The sequence below is a fragment of the Alteribacter populi genome (assembly GCF_002352765.1).
Lineage (GTDB): Bacteria > Bacillota > Bacilli > Bacillales > Salisediminibacteriaceae > Alteribacter > Alteribacter populi.
This window is the reverse complement of record NZ_KZ293963.1, coordinates 200,987-221,104: the sequence shown is the minus strand read 5'-3', so window position 1 is coordinate 221,104 and position 20,118 is coordinate 200,987. Positions and strand designations below refer to the sequence as shown.

The 20,118-nt window shown below is 41.0% G+C and carries 19 protein-coding genes, 1 pseudogene and 1 riboswitch; of the genes and pseudogenes, 6 read left to right on the top strand and 14 right to left on the bottom strand.

The features are described from left to right. Nucleotides 1–13: 13 nt before the first annotated feature. From spoIIIAB to CDZ94_RS01075, 7 genes are all read right to left on the bottom strand, one after another. Nucleotides 14–526: a stage III sporulation protein SpoIIIAB gene (spoIIIAB, locus tag CDZ94_RS01105; protein WP_096434706.1), complete on the bottom strand. Its 513-nt coding sequence runs from the start codon at nucleotides 524–526 to the stop codon at nucleotides 14–16. Further along, nucleotides 523–1,470 carry a stage III sporulation protein AA gene (gene spoIIIAA, locus CDZ94_RS01100; RefSeq protein WP_096434705.1) on the bottom strand — a complete coding sequence of 316 codons (948 nt, stop codon included), beginning with the start codon at nucleotides 1,468–1,470 and terminating at the stop codon, nucleotides 523–525. Before spoIIIAA ends, spoIIIAB begins: the two co-directional genes overlap by 4 nt. A gap of 96 nt (nucleotides 1,471–1,566) precedes the next feature. Beyond that, nucleotides 1,567–1,848 carry a YqhV family protein gene (locus CDZ94_RS01095; protein WP_096434704.1) on the bottom strand — a complete coding sequence of 94 codons (282 nt, stop codon included), beginning with the start codon at nucleotides 1,846–1,848 and terminating at the stop codon, nucleotides 1,567–1,569. Nucleotides 1,849–2,066: 218 nt separating this feature from the next. After that, on the bottom strand, nucleotides 2,067–2,624 hold the full coding sequence (gene efp, locus CDZ94_RS01090; protein WP_096434703.1) for an elongation factor P: 558 nt from the start codon (nucleotides 2,622–2,624) through the stop codon (nucleotides 2,067–2,069). 29 nt (nucleotides 2,625–2,653) lie between these two features. Beyond that, nucleotides 2,654–3,721 carry a M24 family metallopeptidase gene (locus CDZ94_RS01085; RefSeq protein ID WP_096434702.1) on the bottom strand — a complete coding sequence of 356 codons (1,068 nt, stop codon included), beginning with the start codon at nucleotides 3,719–3,721 and terminating at the stop codon, nucleotides 2,654–2,656. After that, nucleotides 3,714–4,151: a type II 3-dehydroquinate dehydratase gene (aroQ, locus tag CDZ94_RS01080; RefSeq protein WP_096434701.1), complete on the bottom strand. Its 438-nt coding sequence runs from the start codon at nucleotides 4,149–4,151 to the stop codon at nucleotides 3,714–3,716. Before aroQ ends, CDZ94_RS01085 begins: the two co-directional genes overlap by 8 nt. 97 nt (nucleotides 4,152–4,248) lie before the next feature. Next, nucleotides 4,249–4,758 carry a YqhR family membrane protein gene (locus CDZ94_RS01075; RefSeq protein ID WP_096434700.1) on the bottom strand — a complete coding sequence of 170 codons (510 nt, stop codon included), beginning with the start codon at nucleotides 4,756–4,758 and terminating at the stop codon, nucleotides 4,249–4,251. Nucleotides 4,759–5,102: 344 nt separating this feature from the next. Here CDZ94_RS01075 and CDZ94_RS01070 point away from each other — a divergent pair, with 344 nt between their 5' ends. The 3 genes from CDZ94_RS01070 to CDZ94_RS01060 all read left to right on the top strand — a co-directional run bounded on the left by CDZ94_RS01070 (nucleotide 5,103) and on the right by CDZ94_RS01060 (nucleotide 7,530). Further along, on the top strand, nucleotides 5,103–6,053 hold the full coding sequence (locus CDZ94_RS01070; protein ID WP_096434699.1) for a DUF1385 domain-containing protein: 951 nt from the start codon (nucleotides 5,103–5,105) through the stop codon (nucleotides 6,051–6,053). A 148-nt stretch (nucleotides 6,054–6,201) separates the two neighbouring features. Then, entirely contained in the window at nucleotides 6,202–6,600 is a 399-nt protein-coding gene (locus CDZ94_RS01065) for an SA1362 family protein (protein WP_157911686.1), read from the top strand. A gap of 135 nt (nucleotides 6,601–6,735) precedes the next feature. Next, entirely contained in the window at nucleotides 6,736–7,530 is a 795-nt protein-coding gene (locus CDZ94_RS01060) for a hypothetical protein (protein ID WP_096434697.1), read from the top strand. A 1-nt stretch (nucleotide 7,531) separates the two neighbouring features. Here CDZ94_RS01060 and CDZ94_RS01055 read toward each other — a convergent pair whose 3' ends face one another. The 4 genes from CDZ94_RS01055 to CDZ94_RS01040 form a co-directional block, all read right to left on the bottom strand. Continuing rightward, nucleotides 7,532–8,422, bottom strand: coding sequence for a patatin-like phospholipase family protein (locus CDZ94_RS01055; protein WP_096434696.1), 891 nt, complete (start codon nucleotides 8,420–8,422; stop codon nucleotides 7,532–7,534). Between the two features lie 122 nt (nucleotides 8,423–8,544). Then, nucleotides 8,545–8,976 (bottom strand): transcriptional regulator MntR, encoded by a 432-nt coding sequence (gene mntR / locus CDZ94_RS01050; RefSeq protein ID WP_096434695.1) that lies wholly within the window; start codon nucleotides 8,974–8,976, stop codon nucleotides 8,545–8,547. A gap of 213 nt (nucleotides 8,977–9,189) precedes the next feature. Beyond that, nucleotides 9,190–11,754, bottom strand: coding sequence for a vitamin B12-dependent ribonucleotide reductase (locus tag CDZ94_RS01045; protein ID WP_198520848.1), 2,565 nt, complete (start codon nucleotides 11,752–11,754; stop codon nucleotides 9,190–9,192). Between the two features lie 880 nt (nucleotides 11,755–12,634). Continuing rightward, nucleotides 12,635–13,468, bottom strand: coding sequence for a lipoate--protein ligase family protein (locus tag CDZ94_RS01040; protein WP_096434694.1), 834 nt, complete (start codon nucleotides 13,466–13,468; stop codon nucleotides 12,635–12,637). Nucleotides 13,469–13,650: 182 nt separating this feature from the next. Between CDZ94_RS01040 and CDZ94_RS01035 the strand changes: the two genes are divergently transcribed. The 3 genes and pseudogenes from CDZ94_RS01035 (at nucleotide 13,651) to CDZ94_RS21620 (ending at nucleotide 15,392) form a co-directional block, all read left to right on the top strand. Then, nucleotides 13,651–14,025: a rhodanese-like domain-containing protein gene (locus CDZ94_RS01035; protein WP_096434693.1), complete on the top strand. Its 375-nt coding sequence runs from the start codon at nucleotides 13,651–13,653 to the stop codon at nucleotides 14,023–14,025. A 228-nt stretch (nucleotides 14,026–14,253) separates the two neighbouring features. Further along, nucleotides 14,254–14,754, top strand: coding sequence for a helix-turn-helix domain-containing protein (locus CDZ94_RS21625; protein WP_245415693.1), 501 nt, complete (start codon nucleotides 14,254–14,256; stop codon nucleotides 14,752–14,754). After that, nucleotides 14,751–15,392: pseudogene (locus tag CDZ94_RS21620) on the top strand (ISL3 family transposase). The gene CDZ94_RS21625 and the pseudogene CDZ94_RS21620 overlap by 4 nt, the downstream one beginning before the upstream one ends. Nucleotides 15,393–15,540: 148 nt before the next feature. On the opposite strand, the gene gcvPB reads toward CDZ94_RS21620, so the two are convergent. From gcvPB to gcvT, 3 genes are read right to left on the bottom strand one after another with little or no spacing between them, the layout of a single operon-like run. After that, nucleotides 15,541–17,001, bottom strand: coding sequence for an aminomethyl-transferring glycine dehydrogenase subunit GcvPB (gcvPB, locus tag CDZ94_RS01025; RefSeq protein ID WP_096434692.1), 1,461 nt, complete (start codon nucleotides 16,999–17,001; stop codon nucleotides 15,541–15,543). Further along, nucleotides 16,998–18,347: an aminomethyl-transferring glycine dehydrogenase subunit GcvPA gene (gene gcvPA, locus CDZ94_RS01020; RefSeq protein WP_096434691.1), complete on the bottom strand. Its 1,350-nt coding sequence runs from the start codon at nucleotides 18,345–18,347 to the stop codon at nucleotides 16,998–17,000. Before gcvPA ends, gcvPB begins: the two co-directional genes overlap by 4 nt. Before the next feature lie 31 nt (nucleotides 18,348–18,378). Next, nucleotides 18,379–19,476: a glycine cleavage system aminomethyltransferase GcvT gene (gene gcvT, locus CDZ94_RS01015; protein WP_157812008.1), complete on the bottom strand. Its 1,098-nt coding sequence runs from the start codon at nucleotides 19,474–19,476 to the stop codon at nucleotides 18,379–18,381. Nucleotides 19,477–19,718: 242 nt separating this feature from the next. Next, nucleotides 19,719–19,817, bottom strand: a riboswitch (glycine riboswitch). Between the last annotated feature and the right edge of the window lie 301 nt (nucleotides 19,818–20,118).

Here is a 20,118-nt window from a genome sequence, read left to right as displayed (position 1 = left end):
TCTCTTCGCACGATTAGAGCATGATGAGTGCGATTAAGATCCCACATAAAAACCCTAAGCTTTTATACATCGATTCATGTTTACGCTGATGTTCACGGGCGTCAGCTTCCTGTTGCTCGAGATAAGTAAGTGCCAGACGAAGGTGCTTCCTCTGATTCTCCAAATCCTGCTGTCCTAACGTTTGCCCGAACTGGTGTAAAACATCCCACTCTCCTTGCTTAAATTCGATCGTATTCTTCATTTTGATGAGCGTCTGCTGCCAAACTTCTGACGCAAGCATTTCCTCTTGTTGAAGATCTTGAGCAAAACGATGAAACAACTGTCCTACTGGGTTCCTTACTTGTCGTGATACTCGCTCACACGCTTCAGAAAGAGGAGTTAATCCGTAGACCATTTCAGTTTCGAGTGCTTCAAGTCCTACTCGGACATCCTTAAGTTGCTTCGTTCTCAAGCGCAACCTTCTTGCCCATTCCCAACCTATAGCTGTAGTCGCGATAATGATGACTAAAATGCCAAAGATCTTCATTTAACCCTCACCTTCAGTTCACGTTGAGTTTGATTTGTATTCTTAACGTTTATAGGTGTGAGTTGCTTTCTGGAGTTTCGATTTAATTCAATGATTTTTTGAAAGGCTTTTTGTTCGAATAGTGTACGTAGGGTCGGCCGGCTCCTCACGTCTTGTAAATCCGCGCCATGAACTGTAGCAATCACAGTAACACCTGCGTGAATAGCCTCCATAATTGCCTCTGTATCTTCAGCACGGCCAATTTCATCTACAATAATAATCTCAGGACTCATTGATCGTATGAGCATCATCATCCCTTCTGCTTTCGGACACCTGTCAAGAATATCTACTTTGGTACCAAAATCGTGTTGTGGTACTCCCATAACACAACCAGCAAGTTCAGAGCGTTCATCAACAATGCCAACGGTTTTTGGTTTTATTCCGAATGAGACATCACCTTCACTAGCAATACGCGCTAAATCTCTTAACAATGTTGTTTTTCCGGTTTTCGGTGGTCCGACTATGAGTGTGTGCATCCACTGTTGATTACGGGTGATATCAGATAAATAAGGAATGCCTGCACCTTTTGACTGTCTAGCAACTCGAATATTAAACGAGCCAATATCACGAATGCCTTTTACATAACCTCGCTCCGTTACCACTCGACCAGCAAGTCCAACTCGATGGCCCCCGGAAATCGTAATATATCCACGCTTCAGCTCCTCTTCAAGCCGATATACGGAATGCTGACTTAAATAACTAAGAACAAACGCTCCATCTTCCTCTGTCACGAGATAAGGTCGCTTCTCATGATATGGAAGTAGATATGATTGATCAGTAGTAATGACCTCTAACGGACGTCCAATCCGAACCCTGACTTCTTCAATTTTTGACCGTATGTTTTCTGGAACGGCGGCCAGATGCTGGCGGATTGACGTCGGCAATACTTTAAAAATTTGTTCCACGACTTCACCTCACGATTCATTGGAATAGAGGTTGTACTATAAATGCTTGTTCTATAAAAAATTTATGCAATAAGAGCATGAATATGACGATTCAACTTAACTTTTCACACCGTATAAAATAAGAAACACACCTGCAAAAATGAGGATAATTTTCCGTAGTGATAACTCATCAGCTAAAGCATATACACCAATAGCAATCGAAAGTATGAGTATAGTGGGTCCAATAATAGCGAGAAACGCGTTAAGAATCAGTGCTTTTTCAACACTATTAAATTTCAATATGAGCCCAGCAATAGTAAGCTCAGCCAAGCCTGAGAATATTCGTAAACAAACCATGATTATGACAGCTGTTTCCAATCCTGCAATCCAATTTTTCATCACTACACCCCATTGCAATATCCTTGTTAATGGGTATGTAGCTTGTCTTCAATTGAGAACTTAAGGTGTTGAAGAACTTAAATACATGTGGAATGGTCGCGTGTAGCAGGGAGAGGTTAATAAGGATTTAAAAATGCTGATCCGTCCTCATACGATGATTTTTTACGCAAAAAAACCGCTCATTTAATAAATGAACGGTTAATATGGTATTTGGCAAACTATGCTCTTGAAACGTATTCACCTTTACGCGTGTCGATGATTAACACATCACCCTGGTTGATGAAAAATGGCACTTGAACTGTCAAACCAGTTTCAAGTGTGGCTGGTTTCGTTCCGCCTGAAGCCGTATCTCCTTTAATTCCTGGCTCTGTTTCCGTTACCTCTAGCTCCACGCTTAACGGCACATCAACACCGATTGTTTCACTATGGTAAGTTAACACTTGAACTTCCATGTTCTCTTTTAAGTAATTTAATTGATCTTTAATTTGCTCAGTTGGAAGTTCCAATTGCTCGTAGGACTGGTTGTCCATAAATGTATGGGTATCTCCGCTCGCATACAAATACTGCATTTTGCGGTTTTCCATATGAGCTTTGCTTACCTTTTCCCCTGCACGGAAAGTTCTCTCTTGTACATTACCATTTCGAAGGTTACGAAGTTTGGAGCGAACAAAAGCTGCTCCTTTACCTGGCTTTACATGTTGGAAATCCATAACTTGCCAGATCCCACCATCTACTTCGATTGTTAATCCGGTTTTAAAATCGTTTACTGAAATCATCGTATAACCCTCCTGTATGTTTAGGGAATTTATTCCCCTAAAATAATCAGTTCTTTCGTGGACTTTGATAAACACTCGTTGCCATCAGCTGTTACAATCGTATCATCTTCAATACGTGTACCGCCGACACCTGCAATATAAATACCAGGCTCTACCGTTACTACCATGCCAGGCTCTAGCACCGTGTCAGATTTAAAGGAAAGTCCCGGGCCTTCATGAACTTCTAACCCCATTCCATGCCCTGTTGAATGGCCAAAATACTCACCGTAGCCTTGTTCTTTAATATAATCTCGAGTTAAAGCATCAGCTTGTTTTCCAGTAATACCAGCTTTGATCCCGTCCATTCCTTTTTTCTGTGCTTCAAGGACAGTGCTGTAAATTTTCTTTAGCTCTTCTGACGGCTCTCCAACAGCCACTGTACGTGTAATATCTGAACAATACCCCTTATAATATGCACCAAAATCCAGCGTAACTAGTTCCCCACGTTCAATAACCTTGTCACTTGCCACTCCATGAGGAAGCGCTGAACGAACGCCTGATGCCACAATAATATCAAATGAAGATGAAACAGCCCCGCGCTTTCGCATAAAGAACTCCAGTTCATTAGAAACGTCAATCTCTTTAACACCTGGTCGGATAAAGCTTTGTATGTGAGAAAAAGCGGCATCTGCATTATCTACGGCTTCACGAATCGTTTGTAGTTCACCTTCATCTTTTATCATCCGTAATTGTTCTATTAATCCACTCACCGGAACGAGTTCTCCATCAATCGTGTTCTTAAATGTATCATATGTACCATATGTAACATGATCTTTTTCAAAGCCTAGTTTCTCAATGCCCATAGCTTTCGCCTGTTTTGCTACTTCCTCATGAATAGGAGCTGTATGCTGGACCACTTGGTACCCATGGGCTTGCTCATTTGCCTGCTCCACATAACGAAAGTCGGTAATGAACTTAGCTTCCTTCTCAGAAATAAGTGCAACCCCGGCTGTACCACTAAAATTCGTCATATAACGACGATTGCTTGCACTTGTAATCAACAATCCATCTACCTGCTCTTCTGAAAGTTTTGCTCTAAGTTTTTCAATTCTAGACATGATGTTTCCCCCTTCGAAAATAATCAATTGCCATTTTGTACCCTTCAAAATGAAAGCCACTAACTTGCCCTACACATACGGGCGCTGTAACTGAAACTTGTCGAAAGTTTTCTCTAGCATGAACATTTGAAATATGGACTTCTATAACCGGCAATGATATCGAAGCAATTGCGTCCCGAATTGCAATGCTGTAATGTGTAAATGCCCCGGGATTCATGACAATAGCGTCAAACTTCGTTTCTGATTCGTGCAACCAATCAATTAGCTGGCCTTCATAGTTAGACTGCTCTGTTGTAATGGAAATTTGATATTCATTTCCGTATTCAATAAGCTCGTTTTCTAACTGTTTAAGTATGCCGGAACCATAAACCGTTGGCTCTCGCTTGCCGAGTTGATTTAAATTAGGTCCATTTAAAACGAGAATCTTCATGGATTTTCTCACATCCTCTTACATCCAGGTGACTCACAGGATTCTTCTTGGAGACAAGAAAAATAGAATGCTCCACGGAACATTCTACCATACGTTTTCATCTTTGAATAGATTCACCTTCGTGTGTGGTCCGCTCATGGTATTCATAAGAAACAGAATAACCAATAAACGCTCCATATAGTATGTATAAACAAAGCGTCGTCACCTTTGTATTAATATCCATTTGTTGTAAAGGCTTTAACCCTGGAAACATCGGATTAAACAATCCAAACACTAATGTCCATAATAAAAAACCAAAAACAACTCCTGGCCAAAGCTTATTTATCTTCACAAAAATCAAGCGGTAAAGAAATGCTATCCCGATTGATAAAACACCGATCGCCAGAATACCAACAACCTGGCCTAACCAACCATTTTTCCAATCCGGAAGAGCCCAGGGCATTAACACGAGGGCAGGACCAATGCGGGAAAAATTAAAAACAAACGTCAAATACCCAATAAAACTCCAAAAGAGGCCACCAAAAAATCCAGTTGCAGCTACAGAACTGCTAAAAGACATTGATTGCTCCGATTTTGATTGTTCCTTTTCTGCTTCTTTCAACGTCATCACCTCTTTTTTAGTTATGTCCACTTCTTTATGTTTTACGTATTTAAATATTATTAGTCTTTTCAATAATTCGAGCCGTGTTAATTTGATTCCAAGAGGGAATAGTATAAAGGATTTATCATGTACTTGTTGGAGGTATTTTAGGTTATCATGTAGAATAGAATGTATAGCGGTTCTGTGAGGACTGGAGTAGCGATGCAACGAGCTTCCTCAGGAAGAGGTGACTTCTGCGTTCACCACAGGACGTGGCGGATCTTAGAAGAAGGTCTTTGCGGCTGGCTATGGTTCCCGGACTTTTAAACACCCTAAAATTGAAAAAGAAATAGATAGGCTGGTGAACACCAATGAATAAACAAACAAGTCAACCTGCATATGGCGGACAAGCCGTCATGGAAGGAGTTATGTTCGGCGGAAAGCATACTACTGTAACAGCCATTCGCCGAAAAGATGATAATCTTGATTTTTTTGAAGTTGAGAAAAAAAAGCGGCCCACATTGGAAAAGCTTAAAAAGATCCCATTTCTTCGGGGGGTTGTTGCGATCATTGAAGCTAGTGCGAACGGAACAAAACACCTTAACTTTTCTACTGAGCGATATGATGTTGACCCCAGTGATGACGATCAAATTGAAACAGTTGAACAATCTTCAAAAATGACAATGGTCTTGGGAGTCGCAGCTGTCGGAGTCTTATCGTTTATTTTCGGTAAGTTAGTATTTACCGCCCTACCTGCTACACTAGCTGAGTTATTCCGCCCTCTTTTTCCAGGACACTTAGCTCAGAACTTAATTGAAGGCTTTATCAAACTTGTTTTCTTGTTAACCTACATTTATTTGATTAGCTTGACACCTATGATAAAACGGGTCTTTCAGTACCACGGGGCAGAACACAAGGTCATCAATGCATACGAAAACAATAAGTCACTCACAGTGGAAAATGTCCAAGCACAGTCCCGTCTACATTACCGATGTGGTAGTAGCTTTATTTTATTTACAGTGATCGTTGGTGTTTTTATCTATTTAGCAGTCCCATCAGAACCATTGTGGGAAAGACTTACGTACCGAATAGCTTTAATCCCTGTAGTTTTGGGTGCTTCATATGAAGTATTACAATTAACAAACAAAGTACGAAACAAACCATCATTAAAATGGCTCGGCTACCCTGGTTTATGGCTCCAGCTTTTAACGACAAAAGAGCCTAAAAATGGCCAAGTTGAAGTCGCTATTGCTTCTTTTGAAGAAATGAGAAGACGTGACGAAGCTTTTACAGAGGATAAATTAGCAGATCGCATCGTATGATAATAACAATCAACAAAGTTTAAGATAATAGCCATTTAAATAGAGGATATTTTTGTTCGAATTCTTTGATGGTAAGAAAAAACGAATCTTTCTTACCGCTAAATTTCCCACTCTTTTAGAAAATCAATTAACATGTGGAGGTGGATTTATGCTTCGCCAATCCTTTCATCCATTATTACTCGTTATATTCGCATTGGCTTTCCTTGGTATTGGAGTAAATTTATTTTCTGATCCTGGCGGCTTTTTTGTACGAATCCTAGTGATGGTAGGGGTCGCCACTTTACTTTATCTACTTTTTAAAAACTTTATCATGCCTAGGATGATGAATTCTGGCTATGGCCAACAATATCAACGTCAGGGAGCGAGCGCACGTAAGGCGAGTGCAGGACAGAAAAAAAATGTTTTCTCAACAAAAAATCAGAAAAAAGCGAAGCAAGCTAAAAGAAAGAACAGCCGTCCTCTAATTAAACGACATTCGGACGTTCAACTTCGAGTAATTGAGGGAAAGAAGAATAAGAGTAAGAAAAAGAACCGAGCATTATTTTGATGGCTTGGTTCTTTTTCTTAAGATAATCTCTTCGCAGCTTGCGGTCCTCGATCTTCTCGGCTCTTTTGGCCCTCCTTTTTGAGAAACTGACTTTTATGAAGCTTTTTTACACCTTTTTTTGAGGAGAGGAACAATATGATCCTAAGTGAATCAGTGTATAGCTTTACGGTTGACTCGATACCATTAACACAATTAAATATGGTTTTCCTCGTCTTAATTGGTCTGACTTTTTGGGCGATAAATAAGACTATTGGCTTCCAATTGCTTTTTCTTCTCTCGTTCTCCGTTATTATCGCCCACATTATTCGCTTATTTTTACCTGTCGTTTATATCGGAGACAACTTGGTACCTCTGACACACCCACCTATTCAGGCTGTAATGACATTTTTTGCTTTTTTCATTCCATTAGCCCGCAGCCGATTGGAACTCATTGCCACATTAGCGCCTATATTTGCTTTTTCACTTACCTTCTTACTGTTTACTAATACGCCTGTTTTCTCTATTGTTAGTGCCATTGTCATTGGAGGGTTCATTGTATACGGTTTTTACCGAAGCTTCGATTGGATAGAGTCTATGCCAGATCGATATTTAATGCTTTTTTCAATCGTACTTCCAATCTTTTTGGCTGCCATCATATATCCAAACACCTCTTATTTACTTCATGCTGGTTATCTCTTGGGAGCAGGTACCGGTGTTTCATGCGAATTTATCAAAGTTCGAATGAACATTCCATCATCACTCTCCAGACGCTTGATCGCTGCATTAATCGGCCTTTCAGGCATAGCCCTTCTTAAAGTTTTTGCTCCCCTTCCTCTCTTTGGGAATGGAATTGCTATTGGATTATGGATCACACTCATTGTTCCTCTGCTCCTTGTAATGTTCAACATATACTCGCAAGAAGGTAAAGGTACATTAATCGATTCCAACTAAATTAATTGGACCATGTTTTCATAAACTCGGAAGTACTCTCCTCTCCCAAGGTAATGAGTGCTTCTTTTTGTTCGTCACTTAAAGCAAAGTCAGTTGTTTTGACATCATGAACAGGAATAAACACAATATCTTTTGCAATGTCTTTTGCGATGTAGCGTTGATCGTGTGCTGTCCGCATCGTTTCTACCATGGCATACGTAAATTGCATCGCATTTTTTATTTTCCTGGGCTGAAGATTTTCTAGGGAAGGGCTCAGACGGAACCCAAGAACCGGTCTTTTAAGTCGTTTTTGGTTTCGCTTTTTAAAAATCCACATCGGAAAATTACTAAGTACACCTCCATCAACAATGTAGGATGGTTTCCCGGTACCGTCATAGATTTTTACAGGCTCAAAAAAGAATGGAATACTACAGCTCATTCGTATTGCTTTAGCAACCGAAAATTTCTCTGGAATCCGCCCATAACGTGGGAGGTCGTCAGGAAGAACTAAAAACCTGCCATTTGTAATATCAGAGGCCACCATTTTTAATGATCCTTCCGGTAAATCTTGAAAAGTAGAGACCCCTTTACGTTTTAAGACACTCACTAACCACTGTTCAAATTCATTCCCTTTAAACAACCCTATTTTCCGGTACATCGTTAACCAGCGCAAAAATGGAAATGGAAAAATCGAGCGCCGAGGGTCCAGTAGTTGCCTCAAATCCATCTCCTCAAACAACTCAAAAATTTCCTCGCTTGTATAACCTGCTTTTATGAAGGCAGCGGCAATAGCCCCCGCACTCGTTCCAGCGACACGCTCAAACTTGATACCCCGTTTTTCCGTAATATTGAGTGCTCCTACGAACGCCAGTGCCTTTACCCCGCCTCCAGCAAACACACCATCCACTTTCACAGGCCTCTCCTCCTTTATTTCATTGTAACGGTCAACTTGCAAAAAAATGCTCGATTTTTGATTGATGGTCCATTTCCTGTGAGTCTATCGGAAAAAAGCAAAAAGCAACCATAACAGACTTGTCATGATTGCTCCATTTCATCACTCTTTTTTTGTACTAGCCGTAACTCATTTACACGCTTAGGATCTTCTTCAAAAAACTGGACCAAGTCACCGATGCGGTCAATCGCATCCCAGCTAAGATGATGTTCAATCCCTTCTACATCTTGATAAATCGTTTCTCCATCAACACCAATAATTCTCATGAACTCTTCCAGCAGGTCATGGCGGTATACGAGACGCTTTCCAATCTTTTTCCCTTTCGGTGTTAAAACGAGCCCACGATACTTCTCATAAACTAAATACTCTTTTTTATCGAGTTTTTGGACCATCTTTGTGACAGAGGAAGGGTGTACCTCTAACGATTCAGCGATATCCGAGACTCTGGCGTATCCTTTATCTTCAATTAGTATGTAAATTCGTTCCAAGTAGTCTTCCATACTCGGTGTTGGCATAATGTCCCCTCCAAACTTCCCCGCTTGAAAAAATCGCTGTGTCTGCGATCCTTTACTTGGAAAAACAATCATTTTCTAATAATAAGTATACTATAAATCATAACATCACACTACCTTACAAGGAAGAGGGTTATCCAGCAAACGAACCTATTTGGACATCCTTGATAAACCAAGAAAAAGAGAATGGCCTCGTTTTGACCATTCCCTATGGTGCTACAACCCGCATTTTAGTTGGGCATTACAATTCGTACACGTATTACAGCCTCCGATGTCTTCAACTGTCCCCTTTCGGCACACTGGACATTTGTCGCCCACCTCATTTCCATAGTTAACAGAGGTAGAACGAATTTCACTTATTGTATCTACAAGAACGACCTTGCTTTTTGGTTCTGTTGTTTTAGTATCACCAATTGTGTCGTTCATATCATTTTCTTCTGCTTTTAATGTGAGTACTTGAGAATCGCGGCTACCGTCAACGTATACAGTACCACCTTTTGCTCCACCATTGTACAAGCGTTCATACACACCTTTAACTTGCTCGACTGTATAGCCCCTCGGTGCATTTACTGTTTTACTGAGTGAACTGTCAACCCAACGCTGGATGATACACTGAACATCGGCATGAGCTTCAGGTGATAGCTCCATGCTGGAGACAAACCATTTCGGTAAGTCTGTATCAATATCTGGATTTGCATTTAAGTATTCTTGTAAGATTTCTGCTTTCACCTCAATAAATTTACCAAGTCGACCGCTGCGGAAATAGGAAAAAGAAAAATATGGTTCAAGTCCAGTTGAAACTCCTACCATTGTCCCTGTGCTACCCGTAGGTGCAACAGTCAATAGGTGTGAGTTACGAATTCCATACTTCCGTACACCTTTACGAATATCTTCTGGCATCCCTTGCATATAACCAGTCTGTGTAAACTTTTCTCGAAGGTGATTCGCTTCAGCTTCAGATCCACCGACTAAGAAAGGAAAACTTCCTTTTTCTTTTGCCAAGTCAATGCTCGTTCGATATGCTGTCGTCGCGATCACTTCAAAGATCTCATCTACGAGCTTATTCCCTTCTTCTGATCCGTAAACTGTTTCAGTATGAATAAGCAAGTCATGAAGACCCATCACACCAAGTCCAACGCGTCGTTCACCTTTCGCTTGCTTAGTGTTTTCTTCTAAAAAGTAAGGTGTTGCGTCAATGACGTTGTCTTGCATCCGAACACCCGTGGCTACCGTTTGTTTAAGTTTTTCAAAGTTTACCGTCCTCGTCTCCTTGTCAGCCATCTCCGCTAAGTTGACAGCTGCTAAATTACAGACAGAGTAAGGTGCGAGAGGTTGTTCACCACACGGATTCGTTGCAACGACTTTCTGGCCGTAGGCACCAGCATTTGTTTTCTCATTCGCATTGTCGATAAAGAAAATCCCCGGCTCAGCAGAGTACGTTGCACAAACATTAATTAAATTCCAAAGCTCCCTCGCTTTAATACCACGGTACGTTCGGATTCCAAATCCGAGCGACTCCCAGTCACGAACATCACCGTATTCGTGCCATTCACGGTTATAGGCTTCCATCTCATCTGAAGAATAGTTCTCCACATCTGGGAAACGAAGCGCATACTCTTCATCATTTTCAACTGCAGCCATAAACTCATTCGTTAAGCAAACAGAAATATTTGCGCCTGTTAAAAACTCAGGGTTGTTAACAGTATACGTCCCGCCAGTGCGAAGTTTTTCTTCCGCTTCAGCAATGACCTTTGGTTCAAATCCGCCATGACCTTCAATTGCTTTATAATTGACGATACTTTGATACATCGCTTCTTCAAGTTCAGTGAGCGGCGTAAAATTCAACTTGTCTTTAACAAGCGAGCGAATCTGATCGTCTTTAGTATTTTCAAGTAAATAACGAAGAATTCTCGGGTTCTGCATTTTTGAAATAATAAATTCTAAAATATCAGGATGCCAATCGGCGAGCATGATCATTTGAGCACCTCTGCGGGAACCGCCCTGCTCAACTAAATGCGTTAATTTTGCAATATCATCAAGCCAAGAAACAGAACCGGATGATTTTCCGTTAACGCCTCTGGCCAATGTATTTCGCGGACGAAGCGTCGAGCCGTTCGTTCCAACACCACCGCCGCGGCTCATAATTTCCATCACCTGCTTACGGTGTTCAGAGATCCCTTCACGAGAGTCTGCTACAAATGGCATTACATAACAATTAAAATACGTGACATCGGTTTCTGCTCCTGCACCGTATAATACACGACCTGCAGGAACAAAGTTCATGTTCACGAGTTCATGATAGAATTTTTCAAAGCTCTCTGCTTGTTTTTCAGGGGTAGCTTCAACTTCGGCTAATCCTCTAGCATTTCGTTTGGCGATTTGCTCGTAATAGATTTCCAGTGGCTTATCAATCGTATCGAGAGAACGCGTTACTACTCCGGTTTCTTTTTCCTCGGAATCGTCAAGAACTCCGTGAAATTCTTCGTCTACGGCAATTTTAGCTTGTCCTTGGTCCCAGTCAATTTTAATTATGAAACCGTAACCTCTTGCTGGAAATTTCGGGTCGGCTTTGACGGTAAGAACGACAAAGTCGCCTTCTTTTAGCGTTTTCTTTTCAGTGTCTTTAAACGTATAGCGGTCTAGCATTACCAATCTCGATACTCCGCTTTGTTTTTTATTCATTTCCGGAGTAATTGGAAACACCTGCGGGAACTCTGCAATATCGCGGTTAAGTTCCTCCACATCAATAGACTTCGCAGACATAAACGTTGTCACATGCATTCTCTCCTTTGCTTACTATTAAATATCTTGTTGTCAAAGATCATTATCTTTGCTATGACTTCGACAAGCAAAGAATGGTAATCTCTGGTGTTTCTATGTTTGTTTTAGCTTACCATAGTTTTCTTTACCCAACAACATATAGTGTTAAACTTAAAGTAAATAGTACTATATATTGGGTCGGTGGCGAAAGAATATTGATTTGTCAACTTTGAAAACAAGCAGATTATCCAGAATGATAAAGATAACTAGGCGTTTTTAAATAATAATCAGCTATTTTGACATTTTTCATAGATTGCATTCTTAACTGTTCTTCAACCCATCGCCGTTTTTCAGGACTACAGCGAACTTTCGACAAAACTTTTTTCAATGGAATCACTTTTATAATTCATTTGTTTAAACAAGCACACCATTTTGATTATTAATTATTGTAAAAAGCGTATCTTTTTGCAGCTCCATTGGACTGCATCTGCTCGCTTTCCGTGGACGAACCGTCAAGTCTCCTCGGGAAAAGCGCCCTGCGGGGTCTTTGTCTGGTCCATTTTTCCGCAGGAGTTTCGTAGATTCCGTTTAACTACGTAGGCGGCTTAACAGACGGCTTCCTCCCATTTCATTTAGTTTGTTTGGTCACTTACAAAATTTAACATTTTAGGAGGTACTCCTTTTTTCATGTCTTAGAACCCTTGAGCTGCATAAGCTTAGAATTATGATATTCATTCAATGAATAGAAAAAAATCTTACCATAGTTTTTATTTTAAAGAAATACATCTGTCATGATAGAAAACTCTTTTATAAATGTTGTACAGAAAAAAAGATCATGTCACAAAAAGTAACATGCCTTTTTCATCTCACCAATAGAGATTTACTTCCAAATGAGGTCTCGCTAACTTTTAAAGTTCCAAGCGTCGGTACTATATTTTTCTTCCATTAGTTTTTCGATTTCTTTTCCTTCTTCTTCAGATAGGATATAAGGTATTAAATCAATCCCCAACCCTTTTTCAAATCCAGTTCGAAACGCTTCTTTTGCCTGCTCTACATCAATTTTTTCTCCTAGTAATTCTTCTATAGCTACTGCTTTATTCTTAAAGCTTCGCTGCATTCTCTCGCGCACTCGCTCACTTGGATAGTTAAAGACGTCGAATAATTTATCTTCATCCAGGGACAAAATAATTGAACCATGTTGTAAAACTACACCTTTTTGGCGAGTTTGTGCGCTTCCTGCTATCTTTCTTCCTTCAACGACAAGCTCATACCAAGACGATGCATCAAAACAAACCGCTGACCGGGGATTTTTCAAGTTATTACGTTCTTCTTCTGACCGCGGCACGGAAAAACTAGCATCAAGACCAAGATCAATGAATCCTTCGAGTAAACCTTGGGAGATGACCCGATACGCTTCAGTTACACTATCAGGCATTTGCGGATGATCTTCACTTACGATCACGCTATATGTAAGTTCATCTTCATGAAGAACTGCTCTACCTCCTGTTGGTCTACGCACAAAACCTAAACCGTGACGCTTTACGGCTTCTAAATCAATATCTTTTTCAACTTTTTGAAAATAACCAACTGATAGAGTAGCAGGTTCCCATCCATAAAAGCGGACGATGGGTGGAGTTTTCCCTTCGCGGTGCCATTCCATTAACTTTTCATCTAATGCCATATTATAATAGGGATTGCTCTTCCCCGAATCAATATAACCCCAAGTTTCTGTCATACTTGCTGTCCCTCACTTTAGCTCAAATTCGATTTATTTTCCTTTACTATCATATCGAATTTCTCTAGTGAAGACAAAACATCTTACTTTTATGTGATGTTAAACATTGCAGTTTGCGCGATTTCCATATATCATTATTGATGGAGAAAACATTGCAGTAAAAAAGGAGTGGACATTGCACCATGGCACCATGGATTTTAGCTATTGTAACGGTTATTCTTGCCTTTTTCGTTGTATCAAGACTAGTAAAACCGAAGTATCTTAAAACACTTGAAACAGAAGAGTTTAAAAAAGATTATCGAAAAGCACAACTTGTGGATATCCGTGAAGAAAAAGAATTTAAAACCGGACATATATTAGGCGCAAGAAACATTCCATTATCGCAACTTCGACAGCGTCAAGCAGAAATTCGCACGGACAAACCTGTTTATCTTTACTGTCAATCAGGAGCCCGCTGTGCCCAAGCGGCAAAAGTTCTCCGTAAGAAGCGCGGCGTTGAAGACATTGCTCAGCTTAAAGGCGGATTTCGCAAATGGACAGGAAAGATAAAAAAATAAGATTGCTTTCGAAACGTAGATTTTTTATAATTTCTTAAATCGTTAAAAAGGTGGAACCGAAACGCGGTTCCACCTTTTTTTGATGACAGGTAAAAAACGGCTCTATACTGAATGTTGTGGTGTTCCCTATCGGGTCGGGACGTGAGGATTGAGCACAAAAAAAGCACCTGATCCTCTTTCTTTGTTACGCTTTAGCTACCAGACAAAAGCTCAAAGGAGAGAATACAGATGCAGTCTCATTTTATCACAAACTTATTAGGGATTAAAGACCGCCATATCCATGTTTTCGATAGTGGAGAGGATGGGAATGGCTTTTGGTTTGAGCTCCACACAGCGGTACGTAAACAAACTTGTCCAGCTTGTCAGACGAAAACGAAACGGATTCATGGTTATAGAGAACAGAAAGTTCAAGGAGATTGTATAGCTGGAAAGCATGTGGACTTGTGTGTGAAGAAGCGACGTTATCGTTGTTTAGCGTGTCGTCATACGTTTTTTGAGAAGCTATCGTTTTTAGATCGGTATCAACGACAAACGACGATGTTAGAACAGGAAATCCTAGGCTTGTGTACAGAGATGAGCTTCCAAAGTGTCGCTAGAATCAAAGGGATCAGTTCAAATCGCTGTCTTCGTTTGTTTGAACAGCAAGAAATCAGCGTAAGAAAGGTTCTTCCTCGAGCGATTGCGTTGGATGAATTCAAAGGTGATGCCGGTGGTGAGAATTTCAAATGAAGATTGTGGACGTGGAGAACCGTGAAATCATTGATGTCTTACCCGATCGCCGCGAGGAAACCATTGAGAAGTACTTCCGTGGGTGTGATTATGGGAACGTTGAGATTGTCGTCATGGATTTATCCAAAGCATTTAAAGAGGCGATACGGCGTGCGTTGGGTAATCCCCTCATCATAGCGGATCGTTTTCACTTTATGAGACAAGCCTATTGGGCCTTTGATGAGGTTCGACGTCAAGTCCAGCACGATCTGTGGAAAGATAAGCGAATTCAGATGAAGCGAAGTAAAGAATTGCTTTGGAAATCACCGAAGAAGCTGAATGATAAAGGGAAAAAGCGAGTGGAGGAAGTATTGGAAGATCACGACGAATTGAGAAAAGCATATGAGCTTAAGAATGCTTTAGATGATTGGTTTAAGAACGCTGATTCTGATACCGCTAGAGAAGGACTAGAGGCGTGGATCTCCCTTGTGAACGACGCGCAAATATCGCTATTTCAGAAAGTAACAAAGACCTTTACCTGATGGAAGCAAGAACTCCTTCAGTCCTTTATGTATCCCTTTAATAATGGCTACATCGAAGGCGTCAATAATACGACAAAAGTCATTAAGCGAATGTCTTATGGAATAAAAAAGCTTTGAACGCTTACGAAAGAAGATCATGTGGCGACAAGCGCTAAAAATCCAGGCGGGTTAACCCGCCTGGATAACAGAGAAAGACCGGAAAAATCTCTCTGAAACCAAAGGAAGACCTCGCCCAACTAGGGCAAGGCCATTTCCAAATCAATATCTACTCTTTTGTATAACGAAGTACGGGTTTTCTTGCTGCAGTTGTTTCGTCCATTCGACCGATCACTGTAGTGTGCGGTGCTTCTTGAACAACTTCAGGGTTTTCCTCTGCTTCCTTCGCTATTTGAATCATCGCGTCAATAAATTCGTCTAACGTTTCTTTCGACTCTGTTTCCGTTGGCTCAACCATCAAGCACTCCTCCACATTAATTGGGAAGTAAATCGTTGGTGGGTGGTAGCCAAAGTCAAGCAGACGCTTTGCCATGTCAAGTGTACGTACGCCAAGCTTCTTCTGACGGCGACCGGATAACACAAACTCATGCTTGCAGTGCTGCTGATAAGGAGCATCGAAATATGGTTCAAGCTTTCTGAACATGTAGTTTGCGTTTAACACAGCAAACTCAGATACTTTCCGTAATCCAACAGGCCCCATTGTACGGATATACGTATAGGCTCGAACATTGATACCGAAGTTTCCGTAATATGGTTTTACCCTTCCGATCGATGCAGGAACGTCATATTCTAAGCGGTATTCTTCTCCGTCTTTTACTACGAGTGGCGACGGTAAATATGGTACAAGATCTTTTTTCACTCCTACAGGTCCTGAACCAGGTCCGCCACCCCCGTGAGGTGTTGTAAATGTTTTATGCAAGTTCAAGTGAACAACATCAAAGCCCATATCTCCTGGACGCGTAATGCCTAAAATCGCATTGGAGTTGGCCCCATCGTAATACAATTTCCCTCCAGCTTCATGGATGATCGAAGCCATCTCGACAATTTCCTCTTCAAATAGTCCAAGAGTGTTCGGGTTAGTAAGCATTAATGCTGCAGTATCTTCTCCAACGACTTCACGCAGGTGATCGAGGTCGACAATACCTCGCTCATTCGAACGAACTGTCACAGCATCAAAACCTGCTACAGTTGCAGAAGCCGGGTTTGTCCCATGGGCGGAGTCAGGAACAATTACTTTCGTTCGCTGATAATCACCATTTGCTTCATGGTAGGCACGGATCATCATAAGACCTGTCCACTCACCGTGAGCACCTGCTGCCGGTTGAAGCGTTACTTGATCCATACCTGTGATCTCTTCTAATGTCGTTTGGAGCTTGTACATTAACTCAAGTGCACCTTGGATCGTACTAGGCTCCTGGTATGGGTGAATGTGAGCAAAGCCAGGAAAACGTGCTACATCTTCATTAATTTTCGGGTTGTATTTCATCGTACACGAACCGAGCGGGTAAAAACCGGAGTCTACCCCGTGATTACGCTTTGATAATGCTGTATAGTGCCGCATAATTTGCAGCTCAGATACTTCAGGAAGCTCAGCATCTTTTCTCCTTTGAAAGGATGCTGGGAGCATGTCATCAAGATCTTTTTCCGGTACATCTAGTTCCGGTAAGCTGTAACCGACTCTGCCTTCTTGACTTAGTTCAAAAATTAACGCTTGGTTCTCACTGCTCATTTTACTCCCCCCAATACCGTTGCTAAATGATCAATTTCTTCTTTTGTTCGAAGTTCTGTGAATGCAAGAAGCATTTGGTTCTCTTTTTGAGGATAATGACGGGCAAGGTCAAAGCCGCCAATCACCCCTTCATTTAATAGTTCATCGTTCACTTCACTTACGGGCTTAGGAAGCTTCACCGCAAATTCGTTAAAGAACGGTGTACCGTTAATAACTTCTACACCAGCCTCCACAAGCTTTTCTTTTGCATAGTGTGCTTTTTGGATGTTTTGACGCGCCATTTCCTTCACGCCGCTTTTACCTAGTGCCGTCATCGCAACAGAAGCACCCAAAGCGTTTAATGCCTGATTAGAGCAAATGTTACTCGTTGCTTTATCTCGCCGGATGTGCTGTTCTCTAGCCTGCAGTGTTAATACAAATCCACGCTGCCCTTTATCATCTGTTGTTTGACCAACTAAACGTCCTGGCACTTTACGCATTAATTTTTTCGTAGTAGCAAAATAACCGCAGTGAGGTCCGCCCAACTGAGTTGGAATACCAAATGGTTGAGCATCTCCGATAACGACGTCAGCTCCAAATGCTCCTGGTGATTCAAGAACGCCTAGGCTTACTGGATTTGAAGAAACGACAAACAATGCTTTTTCCTGGTGAGCGATTTCTTCAATCGCTTTAAGGTCTTCCACGTTCCCTAAAAAGTTAGGGTACTGAACGATCACAGAAGCGACTTCTATATTATAAAGTTCTTTTAAGTGGCCAATATCAGTAACACCATTCTTTTCACGCACTTCAACTACGTCGATTCCTTGTCCCTTAGCATTAGATACGAGGACTTCGCGGGCCTCTGGGTGGACTGTTTCAGAAACGAGGATAGTCTTCTTTTTTGTATGTCCAGCACTCATCATTCCTGCTTCAGCAAGAGCAGTCGGACCGTCATACATTGAAGAATTTGCCAAGTCCATGCCTGTAAGTTCGGCAATCATCGTTTGGAATTCAAAGATGGCTTGCAGCTCTCCTTGTGAAATCTCCGGCTGATAAGGTGTGTAAGCAGTGTAAAATTCAGACCGAGAAATTACATGGTTCACAATGGAAGGAATGTAATGTTCATAAACACCTGCGCCTAAAAAAGACGTGTAATCCTTCATGTTGATATTACGATTAGCCAAACGTTGCATTTCTTTTACAAGAGACGTCTCATCAAGAGCCTCTTCTATTTTCAAATTTCCTTTATAACGAACCTCTTTAGGAATATCACTAAACAGTTCTTCAACCGAATTAATTCCTACAGCTTCCATCATTTCCTGCTGATCTTTTTCAGTCATTGGTAAATAACGAAAAGTCTCACTCATTGGTTATTCTCCCCTTCCCATTGATTTTCTTCTAGTTGGACCGCTTGTAAAATGGTGTTGCAACCACTTTTGCTTTAAGGCGGCGCTTTCTTACCTGTACTTCTACTTCTGTATCTAAACCGGTATATTCTTTATCAATAATTGCAAGGCCAACATTTTTTTTGAGCGTCGGTGACTGAGTACCCGTTGTTACAAAGCCAATTTTCTCCCCATCTTTAAATACTTCATAATCAGTACGAGGGATCCCTTTGTCAATCATCTCTATCCCTATGAGTTTACGAGAAACGCCTTCTTCTTTTTGCTGTTTAAGAACTTTCTTGCCAATAAAATCAGCTTCCTTGTCTGTTTTTACCGCAAAACCAATCCCTGCTTCAAGTGGAGTAATGTCTTTTGTTAATTCTTGTCCGTAAAGAGCAAGACGTGCTTCAAAGCGAAGAGTATCACGAGAACCAAGTCCACATGGTTGAATGCCTTCTTCCTCGCCTACTTTCAGTAACAAATTCCAAAGTTTAGCTGCATCTTCCGGACTGCAGTAAATTTCGAAACCGTCTTCTCCAGTGTAACCGGTTCTTGACACGAGAGCTTTCATCCCACCAATATCAACGCCATCGCGGAATTTGAAAAAGGTAATTTCCGATAGATCCGTAGCTGTTTCTTTTTGAAGAATTTTTTCAGCTAAAGGTCCTTGAATCGCAATTTGAGCAAAGTCGTTAGAAACATTCACAATCTCTACTTCATCATATTTTTCCGCATGAGAAGCTAACCAATCGTAGTCCTTTTCCACATTCGATGCATTGACAACGAGCAAGTAGTCACCTTCACCACGCTTGTAGTAAACGAGGTCATCAATTGTACCACCGTTTTCATAGCACATCGCTGTATATTGGCAGCCGTTAACTTTTATTTTTTCCACGTTATTCGTAAGAACACTTTGAAGATACTTTAGTGCGCCATTTCCCTTAACTTCAATTTCACCCATGTGGGATACATCAAACAAACCAGCTTTCTTTCTTACCGTTTCATGTTCTTCTTTGATGCTTGAAAATTGAACAGGTAAATCCCACCCGCCAAAATCAATCGTCTTTGCCTGATCCTTGTACACGTCATACAATGGTGTTTTACTACCCAATGCTATGCACCTCCGATTTTTTTGTAAACGCTTGCAGTGGTTAAAAAAACCGCTTTCTTTCCTGCCTCTTTTTCATAAAAAGAGTATTTGACTTATTAGACCCATTTTCTTTCTACAAAAAAAGACAGAAAACCCCCTTTATCCTGAGGTCCCTGTCTGATGTACCTGAGAGTTTCCTTTCGTAACGAAAGTGTCCCCATGGGTGACCCGCACAAAGCATGTGCAAGCACTTTCCAGAGTTGCGTCTAGCAAGAGTCTGTTTGCCTGAGAGATTCACAGAGGTAAGGCTGCTTGCTCCTTCGGCGTCGTTTTTCTAAAACGATCTCTCCCCTTGCTTTCATTCGCGTTATGTAGTTAACAATAAAGGGCTTCGGTTCATACTATAGCTAAATTTAGGACATAGTATAAGAGGATGTTCAAAAAATCCACTAAAAATAGCTGTCATCGTACTAAAGGAGCTTCTACTAAGTATCGCTCGGCCTATTCGTCTCTTTTTATGCTCCGTTTTGAACAAGCACCTATAAAAGAAACAAATCACGTGCTCATGCAATTCTATCGTACCATTTTCTTATTTTAAATGGCAATAACATCGTTTGATAATTTCAAATAAAAGAACCATTTTTTCATTTATCAAGCAGTGAA

What these genes read in the sequence shown, in the direction of transcription:
- CDZ94_RS01060 (WP_096434697.1), top strand. Translation starts at nt 6,736, where the DNA reads ATGATCCTAAGTGAATCAGTGTATAGCTTTACGGTTGACTCGATACCA.
- efp (WP_096434703.1), bottom strand. Translation starts at nt 2,624, where the DNA reads ATGATTTCAGTAAACGATTTTAAAACCGGATTAACAATCGAAGTAGAT.
- CDZ94_RS01040 (WP_096434694.1), bottom strand. Translation starts at nt 13,468, where the DNA reads ATGACAGAAACTTGGGGTTATATTGATTCGGGGAAGAGCAATCCCTAT.
- CDZ94_RS21625 (WP_245415693.1), top strand. Translation starts at nt 14,254, where the DNA reads ATGCAGTCTCATTTTATCACAAACTTATTAGGGATTAAAGACCGCCAT.
- spoIIIAB (WP_096434706.1), bottom strand. Translation starts at nt 526, where the DNA reads ATGAAGATCTTTGGCATTTTAGTCATCATTATCGCGACTACAGCTATA.
- gcvPA (WP_096434691.1), bottom strand. Translation starts at nt 18,347, where the DNA reads ATGAGTGAGACTTTTCGTTATTTACCAATGACTGAAAAAGATCAGCAG.
- CDZ94_RS01035 (WP_096434693.1), top strand. Translation starts at nt 13,651, where the DNA reads ATGGCACCATGGATTTTAGCTATTGTAACGGTTATTCTTGCCTTTTTC.
- CDZ94_RS01075 (WP_096434700.1), bottom strand. Translation starts at nt 4,758, where the DNA reads ATGACGTTGAAAGAAGCAGAAAAGGAACAATCAAAATCGGAGCAATCA.
- mntR (WP_096434695.1), bottom strand. Translation starts at nt 8,976, where the DNA reads ATGCCAACACCGAGTATGGAAGACTACTTGGAACGAATTTACATACTA.
- gcvPB (WP_096434692.1), bottom strand. Translation starts at nt 17,001, where the DNA reads ATGAGCAGTGAGAACCAAGCGTTAATTTTTGAACTAAGTCAAGAAGGC.
- CDZ94_RS01045 (WP_198520848.1), bottom strand. Translation starts at nt 11,754, where the DNA reads ATGCATGTGACAACGTTTATGTCTGCGAAGTCTATTGATGTGGAGGAA.
- CDZ94_RS01070 (WP_096434699.1), top strand. Translation starts at nt 5,103, where the DNA reads ATGAATAAACAAACAAGTCAACCTGCATATGGCGGACAAGCCGTCATG.
- CDZ94_RS01085 (WP_096434702.1), bottom strand. Translation starts at nt 3,721, where the DNA reads ATGTCTAGAATTGAAAAACTTAGAGCAAAACTTTCAGAAGAGCAGGTA.
- CDZ94_RS01095 (WP_096434704.1), bottom strand. Translation starts at nt 1,848, where the DNA reads ATGAAAAATTGGATTGCAGGATTGGAAACAGCTGTCATAATCATGGTT.
- CDZ94_RS01065 (WP_157911686.1), top strand. Translation starts at nt 6,202, where the DNA reads ATGCTTCGCCAATCCTTTCATCCATTATTACTCGTTATATTCGCATTG.
- aroQ (WP_096434701.1), bottom strand. Translation starts at nt 4,151, where the DNA reads ATGAAGATTCTCGTTTTAAATGGACCTAATTTAAATCAACTCGGCAAG.